The following is a 19,390-nucleotide window of genomic DNA, read 5'->3' on the forward strand; positions in this document are numbered from 1 at the left end:
ATCTGCGCTTCACTGAATCTGGACTTCTTCATGTAGAGACTCCTGCTGAGGGAATTCTCTACTTCCAACTGGTTCAGGTTTTCGAGGGGACTTCAGACGGACAACCAGTTTGGAAGTCTTTCTGAGCGTGAGGCCACAGGCCAGCACTGCGGAAACGATCGCAACGCCAAGGAATGCGAACGAACTCCAAGGCACCTCATCGTGGACAAAAGCCACGGCCAAGGTGACGAATGCCGCCAACCCAGCGAGCGCGCTCAAGCCTTCGAAAAACCAACACAGGTATCTAGCCATCAAGAAATCCTCAAGTTGAAGTCTTGAGGCGAAGTCTCAATTCGACGCTAGGACGGCGGAGTAGGAGTGAAAACTTCCCGCCTGTAGGAGTGTTCCTATCCTCCAGGTGGTAGTGGGCCTGCTGGAATCCTTGATGACGGCCACCCTAAAGAGGACTGTGAGTGCATGGGTCAGGGCGTGGCCGATATCGCCACTGGCTTCATCGGTGGAATGGCGGGCTGCGCCATGATTGGCGAGTCAGTCATCAACGTGAAGTCCGGCGGTACGGAGTGCCTCTCCACGCTGGTCGCCGTGATGATTGTGGTGTCCTTCGTCGCCTTCAACTGGCGTCGTTAAGGAACCTGCGGAAGCATCCAAGAGTTCAAGCTTCTTCCTGCTGGCGATGGTGGCGAGAGACCGCTTCTGGCCGATGGCCGCCTATGCGCCACGCGGACTTTCTTCACCGAACACCTTGGAATGCATGTTCGGACGAATCTCTTCCGGCGAAAAAGCGCTTGCGATGACATCTTTTGGGAACACGGCCTCACCTGCGCGAGCCATGTCAATGCGGGCGATTTGCTCGGGCGAGAGCGTGTGCCCCACGAGTGCGACTGCCACATTGGAAATCGCGGTGCGTCGCGCGAGAAAGGCACGCATTTGGTCAATACTGAGGCCGATGGAGTGACCTGCTGCGAGTTCCGCAGCCACTTGGGAAGTTATCGGGTAGCGCGCGTCCAAAGCGACTGCGTTCTGGAACTCTGCGAAATACTCAGTGAGGGTCATAGGAATGTCCGCTTCTGGCCGATAACTGCCATAGTAGCCGAGGCTCGAAAAGGACGTTTGCAGAAAGCGCTTGGTTGGAGGAATTCATGCATCGCGGATTCGATTTGATTTCGCATTCCGGGCGATGTTGCTGCTTCCAGGCTGTGAAAAGCACGCTCTGGATCGACAGACGAAGGAACCCTGCGCGACAGATGCTGGCGTGAAGGTTGTCCTCTCCCGATGCCTCCCTTTCTCCCCGCCACGTTCTGGCGGTGAAAATCGCCAACCGCGTTCAACAACCTGGTCGACATGCTTTCATTCCTCATCGGTGGCGTTCATTTCAATCTTCGCGCTGCGGCACTGATCGTTGATGACGGTCATCTTTTGCTCCACCGCGCCAGGGACCATGCGATCTGGTCGCTTCCCGGCGGCCGTGTCGAGCCTGGCGAGGCAGCGGGTGACGCGATCGTTCGTGAGCTGAGAGAAGAGACCGGCGAGACCGTTGAATGCCAGGAGCTGGCCTTCATCGTCGAGAATTTTTTCGACTGGCAGGGCGTGCCCGTGCACGAAATCGGGTTCTATGCATGGGCAACCCTGGTGTCACCCCGCCTGCGCGACAAGTCCCGGAGTCACGCCGGGATTGAATCGGGAAATCCGCTGGAGTACCGCTGGTTCTCCTTGGATGAGCTGCCCGGCGTCAATCTCTTCCCCGAGTTTCTGAGGACCGCCAGCTTTGCCCGGGGCGCCGCACCGCAACACGTTGTGCAAGGCACGCCCCGCGTGGGGCCGTGAGCGCCAGGCATTCAGTCCGGAAGGTACGCTGAGACGAGACGGGCGGCATCTTTCAGATGCCCGAAATCTTCTTCTGTAAGGTCGCGCTTGAGCGCGTCAAAGTGGCACAGCGTTCCGTACAGCTTTCCGTCGCCATCCACGATGGGCACGCCGGTGTAGGACAGCAGAACGCCCTGGTACTTGTGGCCGTCGAGCATCGACTCGCTGCCTGTGTCGCTGGTGCGGAACACGCCGTCTCGCAACACGAACTGGCAGAAGCTTTCTTCCAGCGGCACCTCCATCAGGAACTCGGGCTTGATCTCGCCTTCCTTGTCGATCAGCTCGACGTTCCTGAGCACGCCGCCGTCAAGGCGGTAGATGCCGGTGTAGCGGTGCTCGATGGCGTCATTCAGGAGTTGCAGGCCTTTGGCCAGCCCGCCCTGCCGCACCTCGCTGTGAAAGCGCTCGACGGTGAAAGTCATGTCTGTCTCCGCAGGATTGAGGCGCCGAGCGTACCGGATACGCAGCTGCCCATTCACTTCATCCGATACCGGTACACCCCATCCGCACCCGTCTCGCGCACGGCCTCGCCCAGCGCCAGCAGGTGGTTGAGGTGGGCCGCGCCTTCGCCGGTCGCCATGCCCAGCAGTTCGCCATTGCTGTCGATCGCGCGCGCGAACAAGGCACTGAACACGTCCACCGTGCGCTTGGGTGCTTCGGCCAGGGTGCGGCGCAGGCGTTGCAGACCGCGCTCGTGGCCGTGGATGAGGCGGTCCAGCCGAGCGTGCAGGCCGCGAAAGGGTTCACCGTGCGCGGGCAGCACGAGCAGGTCGTCGCTCAGGGTGCTGCGCAGGCGCGTGAGGCTTTCGATCCAGTCGCCCAGCGGGTCGGCATCGGGCTCGGTGGGGAACACGCTCACGTTGGACGAGATGCGCGGCAGCACCTGGTCGCCCGAGACCAGTACCCCGAGGCTGTCGCTCATCAGGCAGGCGTGTTCGGGCGAGTGCCCCCGGCCCACGATCACGCGCCAGTCGTGCGCGCCGATGCGCACGGTGTCGCCGTCGCTGAGGCGGCGGAAGCTGTCGGGCAGGGTGTGCATGTATTTGCTGTAGCCGCCGAAGCGCGAGCGGTAGATGTCCAGCGCTTCTTCGTTCCAGCCCATGCGGCGGTAGAAGTCGATGGCGTCGTCGGGCGCTTCGCGGCCGGTGTCGGCCACGAGCGTGCGGCAGGTGAGGTATTCCAGCCGCGTCATCCACAGGCGGCACTGGAACTTGCGCGTGAGCCAGCCGGCCATGCCGACGTGGTCAGGGTGCATGTGGGTGCAGAAGACGCGGGTGATGCGCGCGCCCTGCGGCGTGGCCGCGAGCGGGCCTTCGGGCGAGATGAGCTGGCGCCACGCTGCCATGGCCTCGGGCGTTTTGGTGCCGGTGTCGATGACGGCCCAGCCAGTGCCGTGCTCGTCTTCATCGGCCACGGCCCAGAGGTTGATGTGGTTGAGCGCGAAGGGCAGGGGCATGCGCAGCCAGAGAACGCCGGGCGCGACCTCGCGCACCTGGCCCGGTGCGGGTGGTTCGCCGCAGGGGTACTGCAGCGCGTAGGGGGTGTCGGGCGCGGTGGCTGGGTCGTCCGGCCGGCCGTCGGAGGTGGGGGCTTCAGGCATCGGTCGATTATTTCAGAAGGGCCCGCGCCGCGCTGTCGCCCCCGGAGGTTCAGACGGAGCTGGCCCCGGCCCACCAGCCGCTCATGAGGCCCGGTGGCCTGGTGCAGGCGGACACCCTGGCGCTGCATTCCCACGCTTCCACCTGCACGTTGAGTCCGGCGAACACGCCATAACCCGGCCCGGCGCGGATGACCTCCTGGGCACTGAGGCTCTCGCCCGCGCGGATGGCGCCTTCTGCCAGGATGGAGCGGCCGGCCTTGATGCCCCAGCCCGCCTCCAGGTGCATGGCGCATTCGATGCTGCCACCGGCCTGGATGCCGTTGCCAGCGCGGATGCTGTCGCGCGCCGTGAGGCGGCCGCCCACCACCAGGCTCTTGCCGCACTCGATGGCGCCCTGAGCAATCAGGTCTTGCCCCACGGCGGCGTTGCCGGTCAGGCGCAGGGTGCCACCGCACCACAGGTCCCTGGTGCTGCGGATGTCGCCGCCACAGCGCAGGTGCTCGGCCGCCTCGATGCCCCAGCCCGCCCGCAGGTGTCCATCGGCTTCGAGCAGGCCATCGCTGCGCACGTTGCCGCCGGCTTTGATGTGGTCGCCCGAGACCAGCGACTGGCCGACCACGATGCTGCCGCCCGCGCTCATGCCACGGCCGGTGCGCAGCAGGGTGTCGACTTCGATGTTGCCCCGCACCTCCAGCGACCCGGCAAACACCAGGGCCTCGGCGGCCAGCGCGTCCACCGACATGACCGCGCTGGTGGGGCCGAACTGCGCGAGCAGCCAGCAGGCGTCGCTCACCCGCCCGGCGTTGACGAGAGCGTCGAGCAGGTCCTGGTAGTTGCTGCCGTCCTGATGGTGGCGCAGGAACCAGCGAAAACCGTCGGCGCAGGGTTGCTTGGTCTTGATGAATTGCCTGTTGAGGTCCATGGCGCACCTCATGCCGGATTCGCCATCTGCGGCGCTGGCGACGGCAGGGCGTCGAACGGCACCACGAGCACGTCGCTGCCTGCCCACTTGGCCAGCCGCTGCGCGACGCTGCCCGTGAGAAAACGGGCGAGCGCCGAGACGGTGCGCTTGCCGACCACCACCAGGTCGGCACCGGTCGCTTGTTGCTGGACGGCGGTCTGGTAGGCGGGATCGCCGTTGCCCACGTCGAAGGCCACGGCACTGCCCGCCACGCCCAGTGTGTGTGTGAGCTGAAGAAGCCGGTCCCTGGCCTGCTGGCGCGACTCGAGGCGATTCGCGCGGATGGCCTCGAAGGACACATCCGCCGACCGCAGGCGGGACTCGTCGATGGTGTCGATGGTGTGAAACAGCTGCAGGCCGGACAGGCTGGTGAAGTGTCGGGCGTAGGCCACCAGTTCGGTCGCTCGGGGGGACAGGTCCACCGCCACGAGCACCGGTCCGTAGGCGCGTTCGGCCGGTTGCTTGACGACAAGGAGCGGGCAGGGGGTGCCGTGCACGAGCTGGTCCAGTGTCGTGCCCCGGTAGAAGTTGCGCCAGCGGCGCTGCCACATGGGTCCCATGACCAGCAGGTGGGCGTTCAGCGCTTCCTGCAGCACGGCATCCGGCGTCGCGGGTTGGCGTTCCACGGTCTGTGCGCGGATGCCGTGGCGGCGCGCCAGTTGCCGGGCGCGCTGGGACAGGCGCGCCACCGGGTCGGAGAAGAAGCGGTGCGGCTCTTCGGCGAAGTGGATGAGCCGCAGCCGTGCGCCATGTCGTGCCGCGAGCAGCGCAGCGCGGTCCAGAGCGTGTTCGGATGATGGCGTGAAGTCGGTGATGGCGAGGATGGATTCGATGGTCATGGGGCATTCCTGGACGTGCTGGGGCCCACCCTCCGGCAGGGTGCCGATGGGTGCGTGACGAAGAGAGGAGAAGCGCCGCAGCGCCAGACTAGGTCGTGTAGTCGCCGCTGGCTTCGGGCTGGAACAGCAGCGAAGCCACCACCGCTTCGCAGTGGTCCCCGTTCGGGGTCTGCCAGCGCGCGACCGCGCCCACCCGCAGGCCGAGCAGGCTGGCGCCCACGGGCGACAGCACCGAGATGAAGCCGTTGTGCGGCTCCGCATCGGCCGGGTAGCACAGCGTGAGCTTCTGGCGCTTGCCGGAAGCCAGGTCTTCCAGGATGAGCTGCGAGTACATCGTGACGACATCGGGCGGGATTTCGCGCGAAGGCACGAGGTCCAGCGAATCCAGTGTGTCGGCGAGTTCAGGCGGCAGGGCGCCGCCACGCAGGTTGTTCAACCGCGAATGGTCGAGTTCGGTGAGAACGCGTTCACCGGTGAAAGTCTTGTGCATCTTGCACTCCATCTGTTGCGGTGGCGCTGCGCGTGGGCAGCGGCCGCGATCGCGCTGGGCTGGGGCCCGGCGATGATGGTTTGCGCAAAAGGGAGGAGGGGTATCGCCGGGCTCAGGAATGTGCGGCCGGCTGGCGCAGTCCGGCCGTGCCCATCTGCTTGCGACCAGCCACGGCCGCGCTGGCCATCAAGGGCAGGCGCGTGTGCAGGTGAGAGGACAGGGTGGACCGGGATGCCATGGGGGGTATTGTAGGCACGGAGCCGATTCCGGCAAGGCGCACGCGGATTTCAGCGGTGCAGAGGCAGTGGCAATGCGGTCTTGTAGCGCACCTGCTTGAGCGCAAAGCTCGAGCGGATTTGCTCCACGCCGGGAATGGGTGAGAGCTTCTCCAGGATGAAGCGTTCGAGCGCACCCATGTCGGGCAAGGCCACGCGAAGCAGGTAGTCGCTGTCGCCGGTCATGAGGTAGCACTCCATGACCTCGTCGAACACTTCCACCTGCGCCTCGAACGCGGCCAGGGTTTCCCGGCTCTGTGTCTTGAGGCGGATCGAGATGAAGACGTTCAGGCCGAGCCCCAGGGCCGCGGCGTTGGTCAGCGCCACATAGCGCTGGATCACCCCGGCACGTTCCATCGCCTTGACCCGCGCCAGGCAGGGGGACGGTGACAGGTTCACCCGGCGTGCCAGCTCCACGTTGGAGAGTGCGCCGTCGCGCTGCAGCTCGTCCAGAATCCTGAGGTCGATGGTGTCCAGCTTCATGTGCTGCATTTTGATCCATCTGAGGCATTTAATGCTGCATGTATTTGGCTTATGCCGATGAAATGGAAGCCCATGCGCCGCGTTCACCGATACATTGAGCGGCATGAATGCCCCTCATGAACCCATCCTGTCCGACCTGGACCAAGACCCGCTGGAAACGGCGGAATGGCGCGCTGCTTTCGAGGCGCTGGCGGCGGCAGAGGGCCCCGCGCGGGCGCGGTACATCCTGGATGAACTCGCGCGGCTGGCGCGTCAGCACCGCATCGGCTGGCAGCCGGACCTGAATACCCCTTACGTCAACACCATCGACGTGAAAGACCAGCCTGCATTCCCTGGCGATCTGGCCATCGAGGAGCGGCTGGCCTCGCTGATGCGCTGGAACGCACTGGCGATGGTGGCGCGGGCCAACGCGGCGTATGGCGAACTCGGCGGGCACATCGCCAGCTACGCGAGTGCCGCCGACCTGTTCGAAACCGGGTTCAACCACTTCTTCCACGCACGCAGTGCCACGCACGGGGGTGACCTGGTGTTCTTCCAGCCGCACAGCGCGCCGGGCGTGTATGCGCGCGCTTTTCTCGAAGGCCGCCTGAGCGAGAACGACCTGGCCCACTACCGGCAGGAGATCACGGCGCCCGAGAGCGGCGCACGCGGCCTCTCCAGCTACCCGCACCCGTGGCTCATGCCCGACTTCTGGCAGTTCCCTACCGGTTCGATGGGTATCGGGCCGATCAGCTCGATCTACCACGCGCGCTTCATGCGCTACCTCACGCACCGTGGCCTGCTCAACTGCGAGGGCCGCAAGGTGTGGGGTGTGTTCGGCGACGGCGAAATGGACGAACCCGAGAGCATGAGCGCGCTCACCCTGGCCGCGCGCGAAAAGCTCGACAACCTGGTGTGGGTGGTCAACTGCAACCTGCAGCGGCTCGATGGTCCGGTGCGCGGCAACGGGCGCATCGTCGACGAGCTGGAAAAGCTTTTTGCCGGTGCCGGCTGGAACGTGATCAAGCTGCTCTGGGGCAGCGACTGGGACGGCCTGTTCGCCCGCGACACGCAGGGCGCGCTGGCGCGTGCCTTCGCCAGCACGGTGGACGGCCAGATGCAGACCTTCGCCGCCAAGGACGGGCGCTTCAACCGCGAGAACTTCTTCGGCCAGAACCCCGAACTCGCGTTGCTGGCCCAGGGCATGACGGACGAGCAGATCGACCGCCTCAAGCGCGGCGGGCACGACCTGGTGAAGATCCACGCGGCCTACGCCATGGCTGCCGCGCACCGTGGCCAGCCCACGGTGATCCTGGCGCACACCAAGAAGGGCTACGGCATGGGCAGTGCCGGCCAGGGCAAGATGACCACGCACAGCCAGAAGAAGCTGGATGAAAACGAACTGCTCGGCTACCGCAACCGCTTCAACCTGCCACTGAGCGACGAGCAGGCCAAGGGCCTGGCGTTCTTCCGGCCGGCCGACGACAGCGCCGAGATGCGCTACCTGCGCGAACACCGCGAACGCCTGGGGGGTGCCATGCCCCGGCGGGAAACGGCATGCGACGTGCTGCCGGTGCCCGGACTGGCCAGCTACGCGCAGTTCGCGCTGCGCCCCGAAGGCAAGGAGATGAGCACCACCATGGCCTTCGTGCGCATGCTGGGCAACCTGCTCAAGCACGACACACTCGGCCCGCGCATCGTGCCCATCGTGGCCGACGAGGCGCGCACCTTCGGCATGGCCAACCTGTTCAAGCAGGTCGGCATCTACAGCAGCGTGGGCCAGCGCTACGCACCGGAAGACATCGGCTCGGTGTTGAGTTACCGCGAGGCGCAGGACGGCCAGATCCTGGAAGAGGGCATCAGCGAGGCCGGCGCCATGGCCAGCTGGACGGCGGCAGCCACCAGCTACAGCGTGCACGGTCTGGCCATGTTGCCGTTCTACATCTACTACTCCATGTTCGGCTTTCAGCGTGTGGGCGACGCGATCTGGGCTGCCGCCGATCAGCGCGCGCGCGGCTTCCTGCTCGGCGCCACCTCGGGCCGCACCACACTGGGTGGCGAGGGCCTGCAGCACCAGGACGGCAGCAGCCACCTGATCGCGGCCACCATCCCCAACTGCAAGGCCTACGACCCGGCATTCTCCGGCGAGCTCGCGGTGATCCTCGATGCCGGCATGCGCGAAATGCTGGTCGAGCAGCAGGACGTGTTCTATTACGTCACGCTCATGAACGAGAACTACGCGCAGGTCGACCTGCCCGAGGGCGTGGAAAGGCACGTGCTGCGTGGCGGCTACCGCCTGGGCCGCCAGGGCCCTCGTGAAGGCCGGCGAGTCACGTTGCTGGGCTCGGGCGCCATCCTCACCGAAGTGGTGAAGGCCGCGCATCAGCTGGCCGCGCAGGGTATCGGCGTGGATGTGCTGAGCATCACCAGCTGGAGTGAACTGGCGCGCGATGGCATGGCGCATGACAAGGCGTTTCTGGCGGAGCTGCTGGGCGCGACGGCTGGCCCGGTGATTGCCGCGACCGACTACGTGCGCGCCGTGCCCGAGAGTGTGCGCGCCTTCGTGCCGGCCGGACGGGGCTACTTCACGCTGGGCACGGATGGCTTTGGCCGCAGTGACACGCGCGCGGCACTGCGCCGGTTCTTCCGGGTCGATGCGAACAGCATCCTCGAACAGGCCCTGGCCGCCCTGGCCGTTCAGCACTGAGCACACTGTCTCAAGGGCGGGGCCCTTTGCGTGGCGCCGCAGGCGAGGGCGCATCCGTGCTTCTGGAGGGGGCCCGCCCACCGGCGCCGGGCACGTAGCGGGCACGTTGTTCTGCGTCCAGGCCCGGCGTGACGCGCATGTCCGTATCCACCTGACCGGCCTCCAGGTCCTTCTGCGCCTGGCGCATGCCCCGGTCGGGCGCCGAGGCGGTTGTCTTCGTGGATTGATCGCGCTCGTGGGGAAGCTCGAGGTGCTCGTCGGCCTCTGAGGCGGGTGACGATCCCGGTGCCCGTGGGGAGCGTTGGACGGGGTTCTCCGGGTCACCGTGTGAGCGGCCGTCGGGGCGGGAGGGCTTGTCTTTTCGGGCGGATGGGGCTGCGGGCATGTCGGTCTCCTGGGTGGACGGTGCCATCTGTCAGCAAGCGGGATGCCCACCAGCCACGGGCACCCGCCTTGCCGGCCTGAGGGCACCCGCGCAAACCTGCGCGCATTCAGGAGAATCCCATGAACACACTGCTTTCCTCCCGCATGGTGCTCGGCGTGGCGGTGGCCATGACGTCTGTCGTCCTGCTGGCCGGTTGTGACCGCAGAGCCACCGATGTTCCGCCCCCCACGACCAACGAAATGGAGCGGGACCGCACATCGCCCTCCCCGATGCCGGGCACGCCCGCCACGCCGGGCATGCCGCCCGTCAGCGATCCCGCCGCTCCTGCTGCCCCGGCCGCGCCCGGCACGCCCGCGCCGGGCGGCACCACCCCGTAAAGGTCACGCACCGCGCGTCAGGGCATGCGCGGCGCGCTGGTGTGCAACGCCTGCCGTTGCGGAACATTTTTCTGCAGCGGTAGCGCATGCCCGGCACGTCACTTGCCCACAGGCCTGTCACGCACCCCATCAATACCCAGGAACATCCTCATGATTCACAACCCCGCACCACCCGTTGGCCAGTTGCTAACGGATCCTCGCCTGTCGGCCCTGGTGTGGGCCATCGCCTCTGCCCACGTGCCGGATATCCCAAAACCCAGTCCACCCGTGCCGGTGCCACCCCCTCATCAACCGCCGGATGCGCCACCCGAGGTGCCGACCGACCTTCCACCGGACATTCGCGAGCCCGACGTGCCCGACGAACAGACGCCCCCGGCAGGTGATCCGCCACGCAGGCCGCCCCCCATCGTGTCACTGCATTGACGCCTGCCAGTCACGCCCGTGGCCTTGCGCCGCACGGCACTGGCGGGAAAAGATGGCATCATCAGCGCCGCCCTGAGCGCTCATGACCTGGCGCGCCTCCGATCACCGTCGCGTGCCTGCGGGCCAGTCCCGTTGCACGCGAGAAATCCAAAAAAGGAAAGCCCACAACGATGACCCATGTGCTGATCGTGGATGACGACGTCGATTCCTCCGCGATGCTCGGTGAACTGATCGCGATGCAAGGGTTCACCGTGGCCACCGCGAACACCTTGCGCGATGCGCGCAAGCAGCTCGCCTTGCAGGCCCCGGATCTCGTGCTGCTGGACTTGCGCCTGCCCGATGGCAGCGGCATGGACCTGTTCGCCGACCCCGATCTGCTGACCAATTCCGAGGTGGTGCTCGTCACCGGCCATGCGAGCCTGGAGACCTCCATCCTGGCGCTGCGCCTCGGTGCGGTGGACTACATCGTCAAGCCCATCACGCCCAAGCAACTGCAGGGGGTGCTCTCGCGCGTCACCAAGCCCGCCGTGCTCAAGGCCGAAGTGGCTGGCCTCACCGCCAGCGTGGCGAGTTCCGGCAACTTCGGCCAGCTCTGGGGGCGTTCGCCATCCATGCTGCGCGTGTACGAGCAGATCACGCGCGTGGCGGGTACCGGTGTGACGGTGTTCATCACCGGTGAGAGCGGCACAGGCAAGGAAGTGGTGGCACAGACCATCCACGAACTCAGCCGCCGCCGCAAGATGCCGTTCCTCGGCGTGAACTGCGGGGCTATTTCGCCCAACCTGATCGAAAGCGAGATATTCGGCCACGAGAAGGGGAGCTTCACGGGGGCCGATCGCCAGCACCAGGGTTTCTTCGAACGCGCAGCCGGTGGCACGCTCTTCCTCGACGAGATCACCGAAATGCCGTTGGACCTGCAGGTCAAGCTGCTGCGCGTGCTGGAGACCGGGCGCTTCATGCGCGTGGGTGCCACACAAAGCCAGGAAACCGATGTGCGCATCATCGCCGCGACCAACCGTCTGCCGATGCAGGCCGTGGCCGATGGTCGCCTGCGTGCCGACCTGATGTACCGCCTGAATGTGTTCCCGATCGAGTTGCCGCCGCTGCGCGAGCGGCTGTCGGATGTCTCTCTCCTCGCCGAACGCTTCCTGCGTCTCATCGGGGAACAGGAAGGCAAGGTGAAACACTTCTCACCCGAGGCGCTGGAACGGCTCGCGGCCTACCACTGGCCGGGCAACGTGCGCGAACTGCGCAACGCGGTGCAACGTGCCTATGTGATGGCGCCTGGCGGAACGATCGACGCGCAATGGCTGCCGAGCGGAGGTCCATCCCTGCCGGTGCAGCCACCCGTGCCCGCGATGGAGCCCGCGCCCGCTGTGGTGCCACCGGTGGGGGGCAGTGCAGGGGAGGCGGCCGCCACGGTGGTGTTGCCGCTCGGTATCTCGCTGGCCGAGGCCGAGCAGACCCTCATCCTCGCCACGCTCCAGCACTATGGCCGCCAGAAGGAGCGCACGGCAGCGGCGCTCGGCATCAGCCTGAAGACGCTTTACAACCGCCTGAAGCAGTACGCTGCCGACGACAAGGCGGACGGCAAGCCTGGCCCCTGAGGATGGCGCGCCTGGCAGGGCACGTGGCTTGCCCCGTTGCGCGGTAAGCCCGTCGCCCACCCCACAGGAGGCCCCCATGTCCAGCGCCATTGCATCGTTCGACAGGAAGCCCTGCGCTCTTGAGACCGCCTCGCCGGAGGCCGCAGACTGCCCCGTGCACAGTGCGCGCCCCTGTGCCCTGTTGTGCGCCGATGCGCCTGGGACACAGGCACCCCAGCCCGCCACGCCCGCGCCCGCGCCGCCCGAGGACGAAAGTGCCGACCCGGTGGGCGATGGCCACAGCGATGCAGAGTGGGCCGAGCAGCACCCCAGGGACTGAGACGCGCGGTCAAAAAAAAGCCCGCGGCGTGCGGGCAAAAAATGGGGTGGGCACGGCATGCGCCGTGCGGGCTGTCAATGGCTGACCGCGGCCTTGTGCTGATCGCGCAGCGCGCGGATCTGGTCGTGGTTGCGCTTCACGCCTTGCAACTGCGCCTCGACCACATTGCGGATCTCCATGGGGAGCTCTTCCTTGAGTGCGGCGCGGTAGCGCGCCAGGGCCGCATCTTCGCCGCGCTCGGTCTCTTCGAGCATTGCCAGGTCGCTGTATCCGGCCAGCGTGCCCTTCACAGCGACCCATCCCCGATGGGCCATGCCGGATGCGGTGCCGCTGTCTTCGGGCTTGCCGCCCTGCTGCATCACGATGGTCTGCAACTCGGCCGCGGCGCGGCGGCAGTCCTGTGCGCGGGTCTCGAACAGGGACTTGATCTGCGGATCCACGGCGTGTTCGGCGCTGGCCTTGAAGCCGTATTCCCCGTCCTTGCAGGTCTCGATGAGGTCGTTCAACGTTTTGATGGTCTGTTTGTCGTGCATGACGTCTTGCTCCTTCGAATGGATGAATGGGTGAGAGGCCGAAGCGGGTGGACGTGCAGTCCGCCGCATCCGACCCTGTGTCTTGGCACATGGCGTACCTGCCCATGCCCGCGCTGGCATCGCATCAGAGGCGTGGCATCACGGAAGGCTGCTGCAAGATTTGCGGCAAGGGGCTGGGCGCCGTGGATGGGAAGGCGTCGCTGCCGGGTGGCCAGCCTGGCACCCCGCTTGCCGTTCAAAGTCCGCGCGTACCGGCTTCATGCCGACACCGTGTTCTTCCATCAACCAGGACCATTCCCATGAAACATGCACTTCATCATCTCCGCACGTGGCCGCTGGCTGCCGTCGGCCTGGCCGTTGCTTGCTCGGTTTCCGCCCAGACAGACGCGGCGCGCGAAGCACCTCTCGACACCACACTGGCCCAGGCCACCACGACAACCACCACCACCGCGCAGCGGCGTGCCTATGCGCCCGGTGAAGGCAATTTCTCGGTCATTCCTTACACGTCGCACGGCTACATCGGTATCAATGTCGGCAAACCCGACTACGACCTCGCCTGCGTGGGCGGTTTCTCGTGTTCCGACAGCAGCACCGCCTACCACCTCTACACGGGTGGCATGTTCAACCGCTACCTGGGCGCCGAGCTCGGATACGTGAATCTCGGCGAAATGGAGCGTGGGGGCGGCAAGACCGAGGCACACGGCATCAACCTGAGCCTGGTGGGACGGTTGCCTCTGGGTGTGGTCCATCTCTTCGGCAAGGTCGGTGCGACCTACAGCCGTTCGGAAGTGACGGCCAGTCCGCTGTCGGGTCTGACCACCGGCAAGGACAAGGGTTGGGAGCCCTCGATGGGAGCAGGGGTCGGTTTCGACCTCAGCCCGCGTTCCTCCATCGTGCTCGAGTGGAACCGCCACCAGGTGCGATTCGTCGGCGTTGGCAAGCAGGACGTGGACACCACCAGCATCGGTTACATGCACCGGTTCTGAAGGCACGCAGTTCCCCGGGATGCCGGCATCCGGCATCCCTTCTTGCGGGCAGGCACGTCGTTTGCCGGCGGGACTTGATCCGTCAACCCGTGGGGTACACAATGGTTCTTTCCACCCCCAACGCCGAGCAGATGTACGAACCCCAGCCAGCACCCGCGGGCAGCGGCCTGCGCTTGCTGATCGCGGACGACAACCGCGATGCGGCCGAGTCACTGGCCCTCTTGATGCAGCTGGACGGGCATGTCGTTCACATCGCCAACGATGGACCCCAGGCGCTCACCATGGCCGGCGCGCTGTTGCCCGATGTGTCCATCCTCGACATCGGCATGCCAGGCATGGACGGCAACGCCGTGGCGCGCCACATCCGCGAGGCCATGCCCGGGCACCGCATGCTTCTTGTCGCCGTGACCGGTCGCTCGAACGACCTGGACCGCGCCCGCGCGCGCGACGCGGGGTTCGACCAGTATTTCACCAAGCCCGTCGCTCTGGGCACCCTCATGAGCTGCATCCTGCGATGGCGTGAAGAGGGGGGCTCGCCATCCCCGCTGGTCAGGGCCTGAGCGCATGTCGGTGCTGGCCACCATCTGGTCCACGATCCAGGCCGAGTTTTCGGACCTCGGCGATGTCGAGCGCATCACGCGCACCACCTGGCGCATGGGCGAAGCCCTGGTGCTGGGCGCGGCCATCGGCTGGGACCGGGAGCGCCGCGACGCCGAAGCGGGCCTGCGCACGCACATGCTGGTGGCCCTGGGTGCTGCCCTGTTCGTGCTGGTGCCGATGGAGTCGGGCATGAACGAAGAACAGATCAGCCGCGTGATCCAGGGCCTCGTGTCCGGTATCGGTTTCCTGGGGGCGGGCGCTGTTCTCAAGGACCAGAGCGAAGGACGCATCCACGGTCTCACCACCGCCGCCAGCATCTGGGCCACCGCCGCCATCGGCGTCGCGGCCGGCCTCGGCCGCACCGGTACCGCCATCCTGGCCACCCTGTTCATTCTGCTGGTGCTGGTGTGGCTGCGCCGGCTGGGCCGTTCCATTCAGCGTGAGAAGCAAGCGGGGCCACCGTCCTGACACGAACATTGAACATTCCCGGGCGTTTCGAGGGCAGAATGGCGCCACCTACGATGCACCGATCTCTGCCCAAGGAGTCCAATGCCTTTGCATGGAAACGAACTCATCGCGCTGGCGGACCAGCTGACCGACCGGCGAGACGCCATCCTGCAGGACTGGCGCGCCAGCGTCACCGCCGACGCGACCCTCACCACGGGGGACTCGCTCCCGCACACCCAGCTCAATGACCACATCCCCGCCGTGCTGGAGGGGTTCGAGAACCAGTTGCGGGCGCCGCGCGTGGAGACCACGCACCTGGGCGATGCGGCCGCGCACGGCCTGCACCGGTGGCAGCAGGGATTTGGTCTGTCCGAGGTGGTGCGCGAGCTGGGGCGGCTGAACGAATGCGTGGTGGCCGAACTCGAGGCGTTGGCACCAGGCCATTCCAGCGCGGCCATGGCGATGGCACGCGCGGTGTGGGCCCAGGTCTACAGCCTGGCGGTGACCGCCAGCACGACGCAGTATTTCAAGCTGCAGCAACTCGAAGCCACCGCCTATGCGCGAGGCCTGGAGCAGGCGCTGGAAACCCTGCGCCGCATGGAACACCAGCGCGCGCTGCTCTGGCAAGAGGCTGCGCACGACCTGCGCGGGAACCTGGGCGTGGTGAGCAACGCCACCGCGGGCCTCGGGGCGCGCCAGGCCGATCCGGCCGCGCGCGAAACCTTCCTGCGGTTGCTCGGGCACAACGTGCAGGCCCTGCATCGGCTGCTGGACGACGTGACCTGCCTGGCGCGGCTGCAGAGTGGCCAGGAGGAACGCAACATCGATACCGTCGACGTGGCGCCACTGATGCGCGACCTGGGCGATGCGCTGGACGATCAGGCGCAGCAGAAGGGTCTGGCGTTCTCGCTCGAAGGGCCAGAACCATTCGTGGTGAAAACCGATGCGGTGAAGCTGCGCCGCATCGTGCAGAACCTGGTGCTCAATGCGGTGCGCTACACACGCACCGGCAGTGTGCACGTGTCGTGGGCCGATGGCGGGGCGCAGGATCTGGAGCGCTGGCAGTTGATCGTGAGGGACACCGGCCCGGGCATCCAGCAGGCCGGAGCGCCCGAGATCAAGGACGCGCTGGAGGTGGCCACCCAGCACGCGCAGCAGGTGGTGGCCGACACCAAGGCCCGTCAGATCACACACATCCGCGAAGAGAACGGTGGCGTGCCCGAGCCCGACGAATCGCCCGGCGTCGACGCCCATGGCGAAGGCATCGGTCTGTCCATCGTCAAGCGCATGTGCGAGGTGCTCGACGCCACTGTGCAGGTGGATTCGGACACCTCGGGAACGACGTTCCGGATCCTTTTTCCGCGCGCCTACGACTGAGCGGGTTGCAGAGGGCGCCTGCGACTGCGGTCGCGCGGTGCGCGGTGCGCGATGATGCGGTGCACCAAGTGCAGCTTTCGCACCGCCGGCCGTGACAGCACGAAGGGATAGAAGTCAGGCACACCCATGCTGCGGGACATCTCATTGAGCGCCACGGTCAGCCGCAGCCAATGGTTGAGCCAGAGCAGGAAGCGTTCGTCGGTGGCGTCCAGCACCGGCGGGCCACCACCCTCCAGCGGGCCGTCGGCCAATGCCTCCGGCCCGTACAGCTCGCAGGCGAGTTCCACCCGGTCGCCCCGGATGCCAAAGCCGCGAGCCGTACCCAGCGTGTCCCGCATGTGCAGGTAGTGCGCCCAGGTCTCGGCCCAGTCTTCCCAGGGGTGACTGCTGGCATAGGCGCTCACGTGGCGAGAACTCCAGTCGGGCGGTGCGCCATTGTTGTAATGAGTCTGCAGGGCCTGCGCGTAGTCGGCACGCTCGTCGCCGAAGACCGTGCGGAACGGCTCGATCCAGGGCGTACCGTCGACCAGGCGCTGCCAGAAGTAGTGACCCGATTCGTGGCGCAGGTGGCCCAGCAAGGTGCGGTACGGCTCGCGCAACATCGCGCGCCGCTGCTCGCGGGTGGCGTCGTCGGCTTCGCAAGCGTCCAGGGTGATCACCCCGTCGGCATGCCCGGTGACGACCGGCGGCCCGCCGGGCAGGGTGACCAGGATGTCGAAGGCAAGGCCGCGGACAGGATCCTCGCTGCGCGGGACGACGGGCAGGCGCAGGGACAGCAGGGACGACACCATGCGCCGTTTCGCCCGTTCAATGCGGTGCCACCAGTCCGCGTGCTCGGGCGTGCCGAGATCGGGCAGGGTGCGCGTGAGGCGGCAGCACAGGCACAGGCCCGCCGCGATGCCGGGTTTGGAGCTGGCCGGAATGAGCCAGTTGCAGGCGGCGGGTGAGGCGAGGTTGTCGCAGCGCCGGTAGCGGCGAGGGCGCGCCACGTCTTCGGCGCTGCGCCACCACCCGGGTTCCTCGTCTGGCTCCAGCGGCAGCAGCTTGCCGCGCGCGGCGTCGTAGCCGAGTGCCTTGCCACACCCCAGGCACACGCTGTTGCGAAAGAAGATGGGTTGCCCGCAGGCACAGGTGAAAGCGCGGTTCACGGTGGTGGTTGTCTTTCGGTTCGGGTGCACTGGTCGTGCCGTTCGGTGAAGGCCCGCGTGAATTCTGCGCCCAGCAGGAACACCTGCGCCGAGTAGTAGACCCACAGCAGGAAGATCACCAGCGAGGACGCGGCGCCGAACACGGATGCCGCGCCGCTGCGGCCAATGTAGGTGCCGATCAGGGACTTGCCCAGCGTGAGCAGCAGGGCGGTGATCAGCGCGCCGATCCACACATCGCTCCAGGCCAGCTTCACGCGCGGCATCCATTTGAAGATCATGGCGAACAAAACGCTGAGGAAGCCCAGGCTCAGGGCGAAGTCGATCGCACTGGCCAGCACGGCCAGCTGGCCCAGCCATGGTGAAGCCCATTTGCTCAGCGCCGCGAGCGCGGCACTGAGCACCAGGGAGACCATGAGCAGGAAGCCGATGGCCAGCACCAGGCCGAGCGATATCAGGCGGGAGCGCAGGAGTTCCCCGACACCGCCGCGCTGGCGTGCCTCGCCCTTCGTGCGCCAGATGCGGTCCATGGCGTTGCGCAGTTCCGCGAAGACCGTGGTCGCGCCGATCAACAGGGTGACCACGCCCACCAGGGTGCCCACCATGCCAGCGGCCGGGCGGTTCGCCCCTTCGACCAGCTTGTTGATGGTGAGTGCGCTGTCGCTGCCAACCAGTTCGGCGAGCTGCGCGAAGATTTCGCCCTGGGCCGCGGCTTCGCCGAACCACAGGCCCGCCACGGAGATCACGATCAGCAGGATGGGGGCAACGGAAAACAGTGTGTAGAAGGCCAGCGCCGCGCCCATGCTGGGTGCTTCGTCCTCCAGCCAGTTGACCACGGTGGCTTTCAGCACGCGCCAGAGCATCGGCCGTCCTCAGTGGGTCTCACCACCTCCTGCCGGGCCGCTGGCGGCCGACTGGCCGGACCGCGTGGGCCGCGCCGGTTCGGAGATGTCGGCCAACGCATGGCCGGCCTCCTTCGCATGGCCCTTGGCGGCCAGGTCACCGAGCGAGAGGATGCCCACCAGGCGCTTGTCCCGATCGACCACGGGCAGACGCCGGATCTGGCGCTGCTGCATTTTCGCGGCGACCTGGTCGACGTCCTCATCCTCGAATACCCACTCCACCTCGGCACTCATCACCGCCTCCAGCGGCGTGCTGGCGGGCAACTCCTGCGCGACGCCGCGCACGACGATGTCGCGGTCGGTGACCATGCCGACGATGCGCTGGCCGTCGCACACGGGCACGGCACCAATGTCGAGTTCTTCCATCGCCTGGGCGGCCAGTGCGACCGTGTCCCTCGGGTTGAGGGTTCGCACGCCACTGGTCATCACATCCTTCACCGATTTCATGAGCCGTCTCCTGTCGCGGTTGGGGGCGCGGGCCACCTTGTGCCACGCCTCGACCCTGCAAGGGCAGTTGCCGTGCCCGCCGTGGGCACATGGCTTGCCGCACTGTGCAACGCAAGTATTCCATCTTCATTTCCTGCGAGGAACTCGCCATGATCAATGTCGGCATCTGGCTGGCAGCAGGCGGCCTGATCGGCTGGCTGACCAGCGTCATCATGTACACCGATGGCCAGCGGGACCTGCTCCGCAATGTGGCCGCCGGGGTTGTCGGCGCGGCCATCGGTGGGTGGCTCATATCGCCGCACATGGGCGTGGGCACGATCCATCCGGGCATGCTCAATGTCGGCGCTCTGCTGGTGTCGCTCGTGGTGTCCGTTGTTCTCCTGGCGATCATGAATGTCCTTCGGCGGGACCCCGTGAGCTAGGTCCTGCAGCCATCGCGGCGCCTCCGCATCGGCACCGCGTTCGACCAAGCTTTCGGCAAAATTTGCCGCAAAAGCCCGCACAGGCTTTGCCGTGCTCCAGCGAAGGTGTGTGGCTGTATCTGGATGTCTCCACCGCTGGCGGCGGGTGCCAAGGCCATCTGAGGGTGTGGCCAGCGGTTTTGTTTGAATTTGTGTCTCTTCAATGGATCCGGCACGGGCATTG

The 19,390-nt window shown here is 66.5% G+C and carries 24 protein-coding genes and 1 pseudogene; 12 read left to right on the forward strand and 13 right to left on the reverse strand.

Annotated features, from left to right (window positions below):
• Window positions 1-382 precede the first annotated feature (382 nt).
• A pseudogene (locus J2X09_RS24130) lies at window positions 383-682 on the forward strand (SulP family inorganic anion transporter); the annotation flags it as partial.
• 26 nt (window positions 683-708) lie between these two features.
• On the opposite strand, the gene J2X09_RS24135 reads toward J2X09_RS24130, so the two are convergent.
• Entirely contained in the window at window positions 709-1,053 is a 345-nt protein-coding gene (locus J2X09_RS24135) for a hypothetical protein (protein ID WP_310309631.1), read from the reverse strand.
• A gap of 288 nt (window positions 1,054-1,341) precedes the next feature.
• On the opposite strand from J2X09_RS24135, the gene J2X09_RS24140 reads away from it, so the two are divergent.
• Window positions 1,342-1,824 (forward strand): NUDIX hydrolase, encoded by a 483-nt coding sequence (locus J2X09_RS24140; protein WP_204735534.1) that lies wholly within the window; start codon window positions 1,342-1,344, stop codon window positions 1,822-1,824.
• A gap of 11 nt (window positions 1,825-1,835) precedes the next feature.
• Here J2X09_RS24140 and J2X09_RS24145 read toward each other — a convergent pair whose 3' ends face one another.
• The 7 genes from J2X09_RS24145 to J2X09_RS24175 all read right to left on the reverse strand — a co-directional run bounded on the left by J2X09_RS24145 (window position 1,836) and on the right by J2X09_RS24175 (window position 6,511).
• Window positions 1,836-2,285 (reverse strand): GAF domain-containing protein, encoded by a 450-nt coding sequence (locus J2X09_RS24145; RefSeq protein WP_204735533.1) that lies wholly within the window; start codon window positions 2,283-2,285, stop codon window positions 1,836-1,838.
• A 53-nt stretch (window positions 2,286-2,338) separates the two neighbouring features.
• Window positions 2,339-3,463 carry an MBL fold metallo-hydrolase gene (locus J2X09_RS24150; RefSeq protein ID WP_204735532.1) on the reverse strand — a complete coding sequence of 375 codons (1,125 nt, stop codon included), beginning with the start codon at window positions 3,461-3,463 and terminating at the stop codon, window positions 2,339-2,341.
• A gap of 49 nt (window positions 3,464-3,512) precedes the next feature.
• Entirely contained in the window at window positions 3,513-4,385 is an 873-nt protein-coding gene (locus tag J2X09_RS24155) for a hypothetical protein (protein ID WP_204735531.1), read from the reverse strand.
• A gap of 8 nt (window positions 4,386-4,393) precedes the next feature.
• Window positions 4,394-5,263, reverse strand: a complete 870-nt coding sequence (locus J2X09_RS24160; RefSeq protein WP_204735530.1) for a universal stress protein — start codon at window positions 5,261-5,263, stop codon at window positions 4,394-4,396.
• Between the two features lie 88 nt (window positions 5,264-5,351).
• Window positions 5,352-5,753: a GreA/GreB family elongation factor gene (locus tag J2X09_RS24165; RefSeq protein ID WP_204735529.1), complete on the reverse strand. Its 402-nt coding sequence runs from the start codon at window positions 5,751-5,753 to the stop codon at window positions 5,352-5,354.
• Between the two features lie 112 nt (window positions 5,754-5,865).
• Window positions 5,866-5,991 (reverse strand): hypothetical protein, encoded by a 126-nt coding sequence (locus J2X09_RS24170; protein ID WP_310309604.1) that lies wholly within the window; start codon window positions 5,989-5,991, stop codon window positions 5,866-5,868.
• A 49-nt stretch (window positions 5,992-6,040) separates the two neighbouring features.
• On the reverse strand, window positions 6,041-6,511 hold the full coding sequence (locus J2X09_RS24175) for an Lrp/AsnC family transcriptional regulator (RefSeq protein WP_204735528.1): 471 nt from the start codon (window positions 6,509-6,511) through the stop codon (window positions 6,041-6,043).
• A 103-nt stretch (window positions 6,512-6,614) separates the two neighbouring features.
• Here J2X09_RS24175 and mdeB point away from each other — a divergent pair, with 103 nt between their 5' ends.
• Complete coding sequence (gene mdeB, locus J2X09_RS24180; protein ID WP_204735527.1) at window positions 6,615-9,197, forward strand: alpha-ketoglutarate dehydrogenase; 2,583 nt, start codon at window positions 6,615-6,617, stop codon at window positions 9,195-9,197.
• Window positions 9,198-9,207: 10 nt separating this feature from the next.
• Here the strand turns inward: mdeB and J2X09_RS24185 are convergent, their stop codons facing one another.
• Entirely contained in the window at window positions 9,208-9,582 is a 375-nt protein-coding gene (locus J2X09_RS24185; protein ID WP_204735526.1) for a hypothetical protein, read from the reverse strand.
• Between the two features lie 119 nt (window positions 9,583-9,701).
• On the opposite strand from J2X09_RS24185, the gene J2X09_RS24190 reads away from it, so the two are divergent.
• From J2X09_RS24190 to J2X09_RS24205, 4 genes are all read left to right on the forward strand, one after another.
• Window positions 9,702-9,959: a hypothetical protein gene (locus J2X09_RS24190; protein WP_204735525.1), complete on the forward strand. Its 258-nt coding sequence runs from the start codon at window positions 9,702-9,704 to the stop codon at window positions 9,957-9,959.
• Window positions 9,960-10,109: 150 nt separating this feature from the next.
• Window positions 10,110-10,382, forward strand: coding sequence for a hypothetical protein (locus tag J2X09_RS24195; RefSeq protein ID WP_204735524.1), 273 nt, complete (start codon window positions 10,110-10,112; stop codon window positions 10,380-10,382).
• A 170-nt stretch (window positions 10,383-10,552) separates the two neighbouring features.
• The gene (locus J2X09_RS24200) at window positions 10,553-11,989 is read left to right on the forward strand and encodes a sigma-54-dependent transcriptional regulator (RefSeq protein WP_204735523.1); all 1,437 of its coding nucleotides are present in this window, start codon (window positions 10,553-10,555) and stop codon (window positions 11,987-11,989) included.
• Window positions 11,990-12,065: 76 nt separating this feature from the next.
• Window positions 12,066-12,308 (forward strand): hypothetical protein, encoded by a 243-nt coding sequence (locus J2X09_RS24205; protein WP_204735522.1) that lies wholly within the window; start codon window positions 12,066-12,068, stop codon window positions 12,306-12,308.
• 74 nt (window positions 12,309-12,382) lie between these two features.
• On the opposite strand, the gene J2X09_RS24210 is transcribed toward J2X09_RS24205, so the two are convergent.
• Entirely contained in the window at window positions 12,383-12,841 is a 459-nt protein-coding gene (locus tag J2X09_RS24210) for a PA2169 family four-helix-bundle protein (RefSeq protein WP_204735521.1), read from the reverse strand.
• A 299-nt stretch (window positions 12,842-13,140) separates the two neighbouring features.
• Between J2X09_RS24210 and J2X09_RS24215 the strand changes: the two genes are divergently transcribed.
• The 4 genes from J2X09_RS24215 (at window position 13,141) to J2X09_RS24230 (ending at window position 16,251) form a co-directional block, all read left to right on the forward strand.
• Window positions 13,141-13,827, forward strand: a complete 687-nt coding sequence (locus J2X09_RS24215) for an outer membrane beta-barrel protein (RefSeq protein ID WP_204735520.1) — start codon at window positions 13,141-13,143, stop codon at window positions 13,825-13,827.
• A gap of 101 nt (window positions 13,828-13,928) precedes the next feature.
• Entirely contained in the window at window positions 13,929-14,387 is a 459-nt protein-coding gene (locus J2X09_RS24220) for a response regulator (RefSeq protein ID WP_204735519.1), read from the forward strand.
• A gap of 4 nt (window positions 14,388-14,391) precedes the next feature.
• Window positions 14,392-14,895, forward strand: a complete 504-nt coding sequence (locus J2X09_RS24225) for an MgtC/SapB family protein (protein ID WP_204735518.1) — start codon at window positions 14,392-14,394, stop codon at window positions 14,893-14,895.
• A gap of 81 nt (window positions 14,896-14,976) precedes the next feature.
• The gene (locus J2X09_RS24230) at window positions 14,977-16,251 is read left to right on the forward strand and encodes a sensor histidine kinase (protein ID WP_204735517.1); all 1,275 of its coding nucleotides are present in this window, start codon (window positions 14,977-14,979) and stop codon (window positions 16,249-16,251) included.
• Here the strand turns inward: J2X09_RS24230 and J2X09_RS24235 are convergent.
• The 3 genes from J2X09_RS24235 to J2X09_RS24245 are packed head-to-tail and all read right to left on the reverse strand — an operon-like array spanning window position 16,242 to window position 18,745.
• A complete protein-coding gene (locus J2X09_RS24235; RefSeq protein ID WP_204735516.1) occupies window positions 16,242-17,399 on the reverse strand; it encodes a zinc-binding metallopeptidase family protein in 1,158 nt (385 codons plus the stop codon). The two genes, J2X09_RS24230 and J2X09_RS24235, sit on opposite strands and share 10 nt — an antisense overlap.
• The gene (locus J2X09_RS24240; protein ID WP_204735515.1) at window positions 17,396-18,259 is read right to left on the reverse strand and encodes a YihY/virulence factor BrkB family protein; all 864 of its coding nucleotides are present in this window, start codon (window positions 18,257-18,259) and stop codon (window positions 17,396-17,398) included. Before J2X09_RS24240 ends, J2X09_RS24235 begins: the two co-directional genes overlap by 4 nt.
• Before the next feature lie 9 nt (window positions 18,260-18,268).
• The gene (locus J2X09_RS24245) at window positions 18,269-18,745 is read right to left on the reverse strand and encodes a CBS domain-containing protein (RefSeq protein WP_204735514.1); all 477 of its coding nucleotides are present in this window, start codon (window positions 18,743-18,745) and stop codon (window positions 18,269-18,271) included.
• 149 nt (window positions 18,746-18,894) lie between these two features.
• Between J2X09_RS24245 and J2X09_RS24250 the strand changes: the two genes are divergently transcribed.
• A complete protein-coding gene (locus tag J2X09_RS24250) occupies window positions 18,895-19,167 on the forward strand; it encodes a GlsB/YeaQ/YmgE family stress response membrane protein (protein WP_310309611.1) in 273 nt (90 codons plus the stop codon).
• The last annotated feature ends 223 nt before the right edge of the window (window positions 19,168-19,390 follow it).

It is taken from the genome of Hydrogenophaga laconesensis (genome assembly GCF_031457235.1).
Classification (GTDB): Bacteria; Pseudomonadota; Gammaproteobacteria; order Burkholderiales; family Burkholderiaceae_C; genus Hydrogenophaga; species Hydrogenophaga laconesensis.

Coding starts and splice junctions, on each gene's coding strand:
- J2X09_RS24150 (WP_204735532.1), bottom strand. CDS start 3,463: ATGCCTGAAGCCCCCACCTCCGACGGCCGGCCGGACGACCCAGCCACC.
- J2X09_RS24225 (WP_204735518.1), top strand. CDS start 14,392: ATGTCGGTGCTGGCCACCATCTGGTCCACGATCCAGGCCGAGTTTTCG.
- J2X09_RS24140 (WP_204735534.1), top strand. CDS start 1,342: ATGCTTTCATTCCTCATCGGTGGCGTTCATTTCAATCTTCGCGCTGCG.
- J2X09_RS24165 (WP_204735529.1), bottom strand. CDS start 5,753: ATGCACAAGACTTTCACCGGTGAACGCGTTCTCACCGAACTCGACCAT.
- J2X09_RS24230 (WP_204735517.1), top strand. CDS start 14,977: ATGCCTTTGCATGGAAACGAACTCATCGCGCTGGCGGACCAGCTGACC.
- J2X09_RS24175 (WP_204735528.1), bottom strand. CDS start 6,511: ATGAAGCTGGACACCATCGACCTCAGGATTCTGGACGAGCTGCAGCGC.
- J2X09_RS24195 (WP_204735524.1), top strand. CDS start 10,110: ATGATTCACAACCCCGCACCACCCGTTGGCCAGTTGCTAACGGATCCT.
- J2X09_RS24245 (WP_204735514.1), bottom strand. CDS start 18,745: ATGAAATCGGTGAAGGATGTGATGACCAGTGGCGTGCGAACCCTCAAC.
- J2X09_RS24190 (WP_204735525.1), top strand. CDS start 9,702: ATGAACACACTGCTTTCCTCCCGCATGGTGCTCGGCGTGGCGGTGGCC.
- J2X09_RS24145 (WP_204735533.1), bottom strand. CDS start 2,285: ATGACTTTCACCGTCGAGCGCTTTCACAGCGAGGTGCGGCAGGGCGGG.
- J2X09_RS24155 (WP_204735531.1), bottom strand. CDS start 4,385: ATGGACCTCAACAGGCAATTCATCAAGACCAAGCAACCCTGCGCCGAC.
- J2X09_RS24215 (WP_204735520.1), top strand. CDS start 13,141: ATGAAACATGCACTTCATCATCTCCGCACGTGGCCGCTGGCTGCCGTC.
- J2X09_RS24220 (WP_204735519.1), top strand. CDS start 13,929: ATGGTTCTTTCCACCCCCAACGCCGAGCAGATGTACGAACCCCAGCCA.
- J2X09_RS24240 (WP_204735515.1), bottom strand. CDS start 18,259: ATGCTCTGGCGCGTGCTGAAAGCCACCGTGGTCAACTGGCTGGAGGAC.
- J2X09_RS24135 (WP_310309631.1), bottom strand. CDS start 1,053: ATGACCCTCACTGAGTATTTCGCAGAGTTCCAGAACGCAGTCGCTTTG.
- J2X09_RS24160 (WP_204735530.1), bottom strand. CDS start 5,263: ATGACCATCGAATCCATCCTCGCCATCACCGACTTCACGCCATCATCC.
- mdeB (WP_204735527.1), top strand. CDS start 6,615: ATGAATGCCCCTCATGAACCCATCCTGTCCGACCTGGACCAAGACCCG.
- J2X09_RS24250 (WP_310309611.1), top strand. CDS start 18,895: ATGATCAATGTCGGCATCTGGCTGGCAGCAGGCGGCCTGATCGGCTGG.
- J2X09_RS24185 (WP_204735526.1), bottom strand. CDS start 9,582: ATGCCCGCAGCCCCATCCGCCCGAAAAGACAAGCCCTCCCGCCCCGAC.
- J2X09_RS24210 (WP_204735521.1), bottom strand. CDS start 12,841: ATGCACGACAAACAGACCATCAAAACGTTGAACGACCTCATCGAGACC.
- J2X09_RS24205 (WP_204735522.1), top strand. CDS start 12,066: ATGTCCAGCGCCATTGCATCGTTCGACAGGAAGCCCTGCGCTCTTGAG.
- J2X09_RS24170 (WP_310309604.1), bottom strand. CDS start 5,991: ATGGCATCCCGGTCCACCCTGTCCTCTCACCTGCACACGCGCCTGCCC.
- J2X09_RS24200 (WP_204735523.1), top strand. CDS start 10,553: ATGACCCATGTGCTGATCGTGGATGACGACGTCGATTCCTCCGCGATG.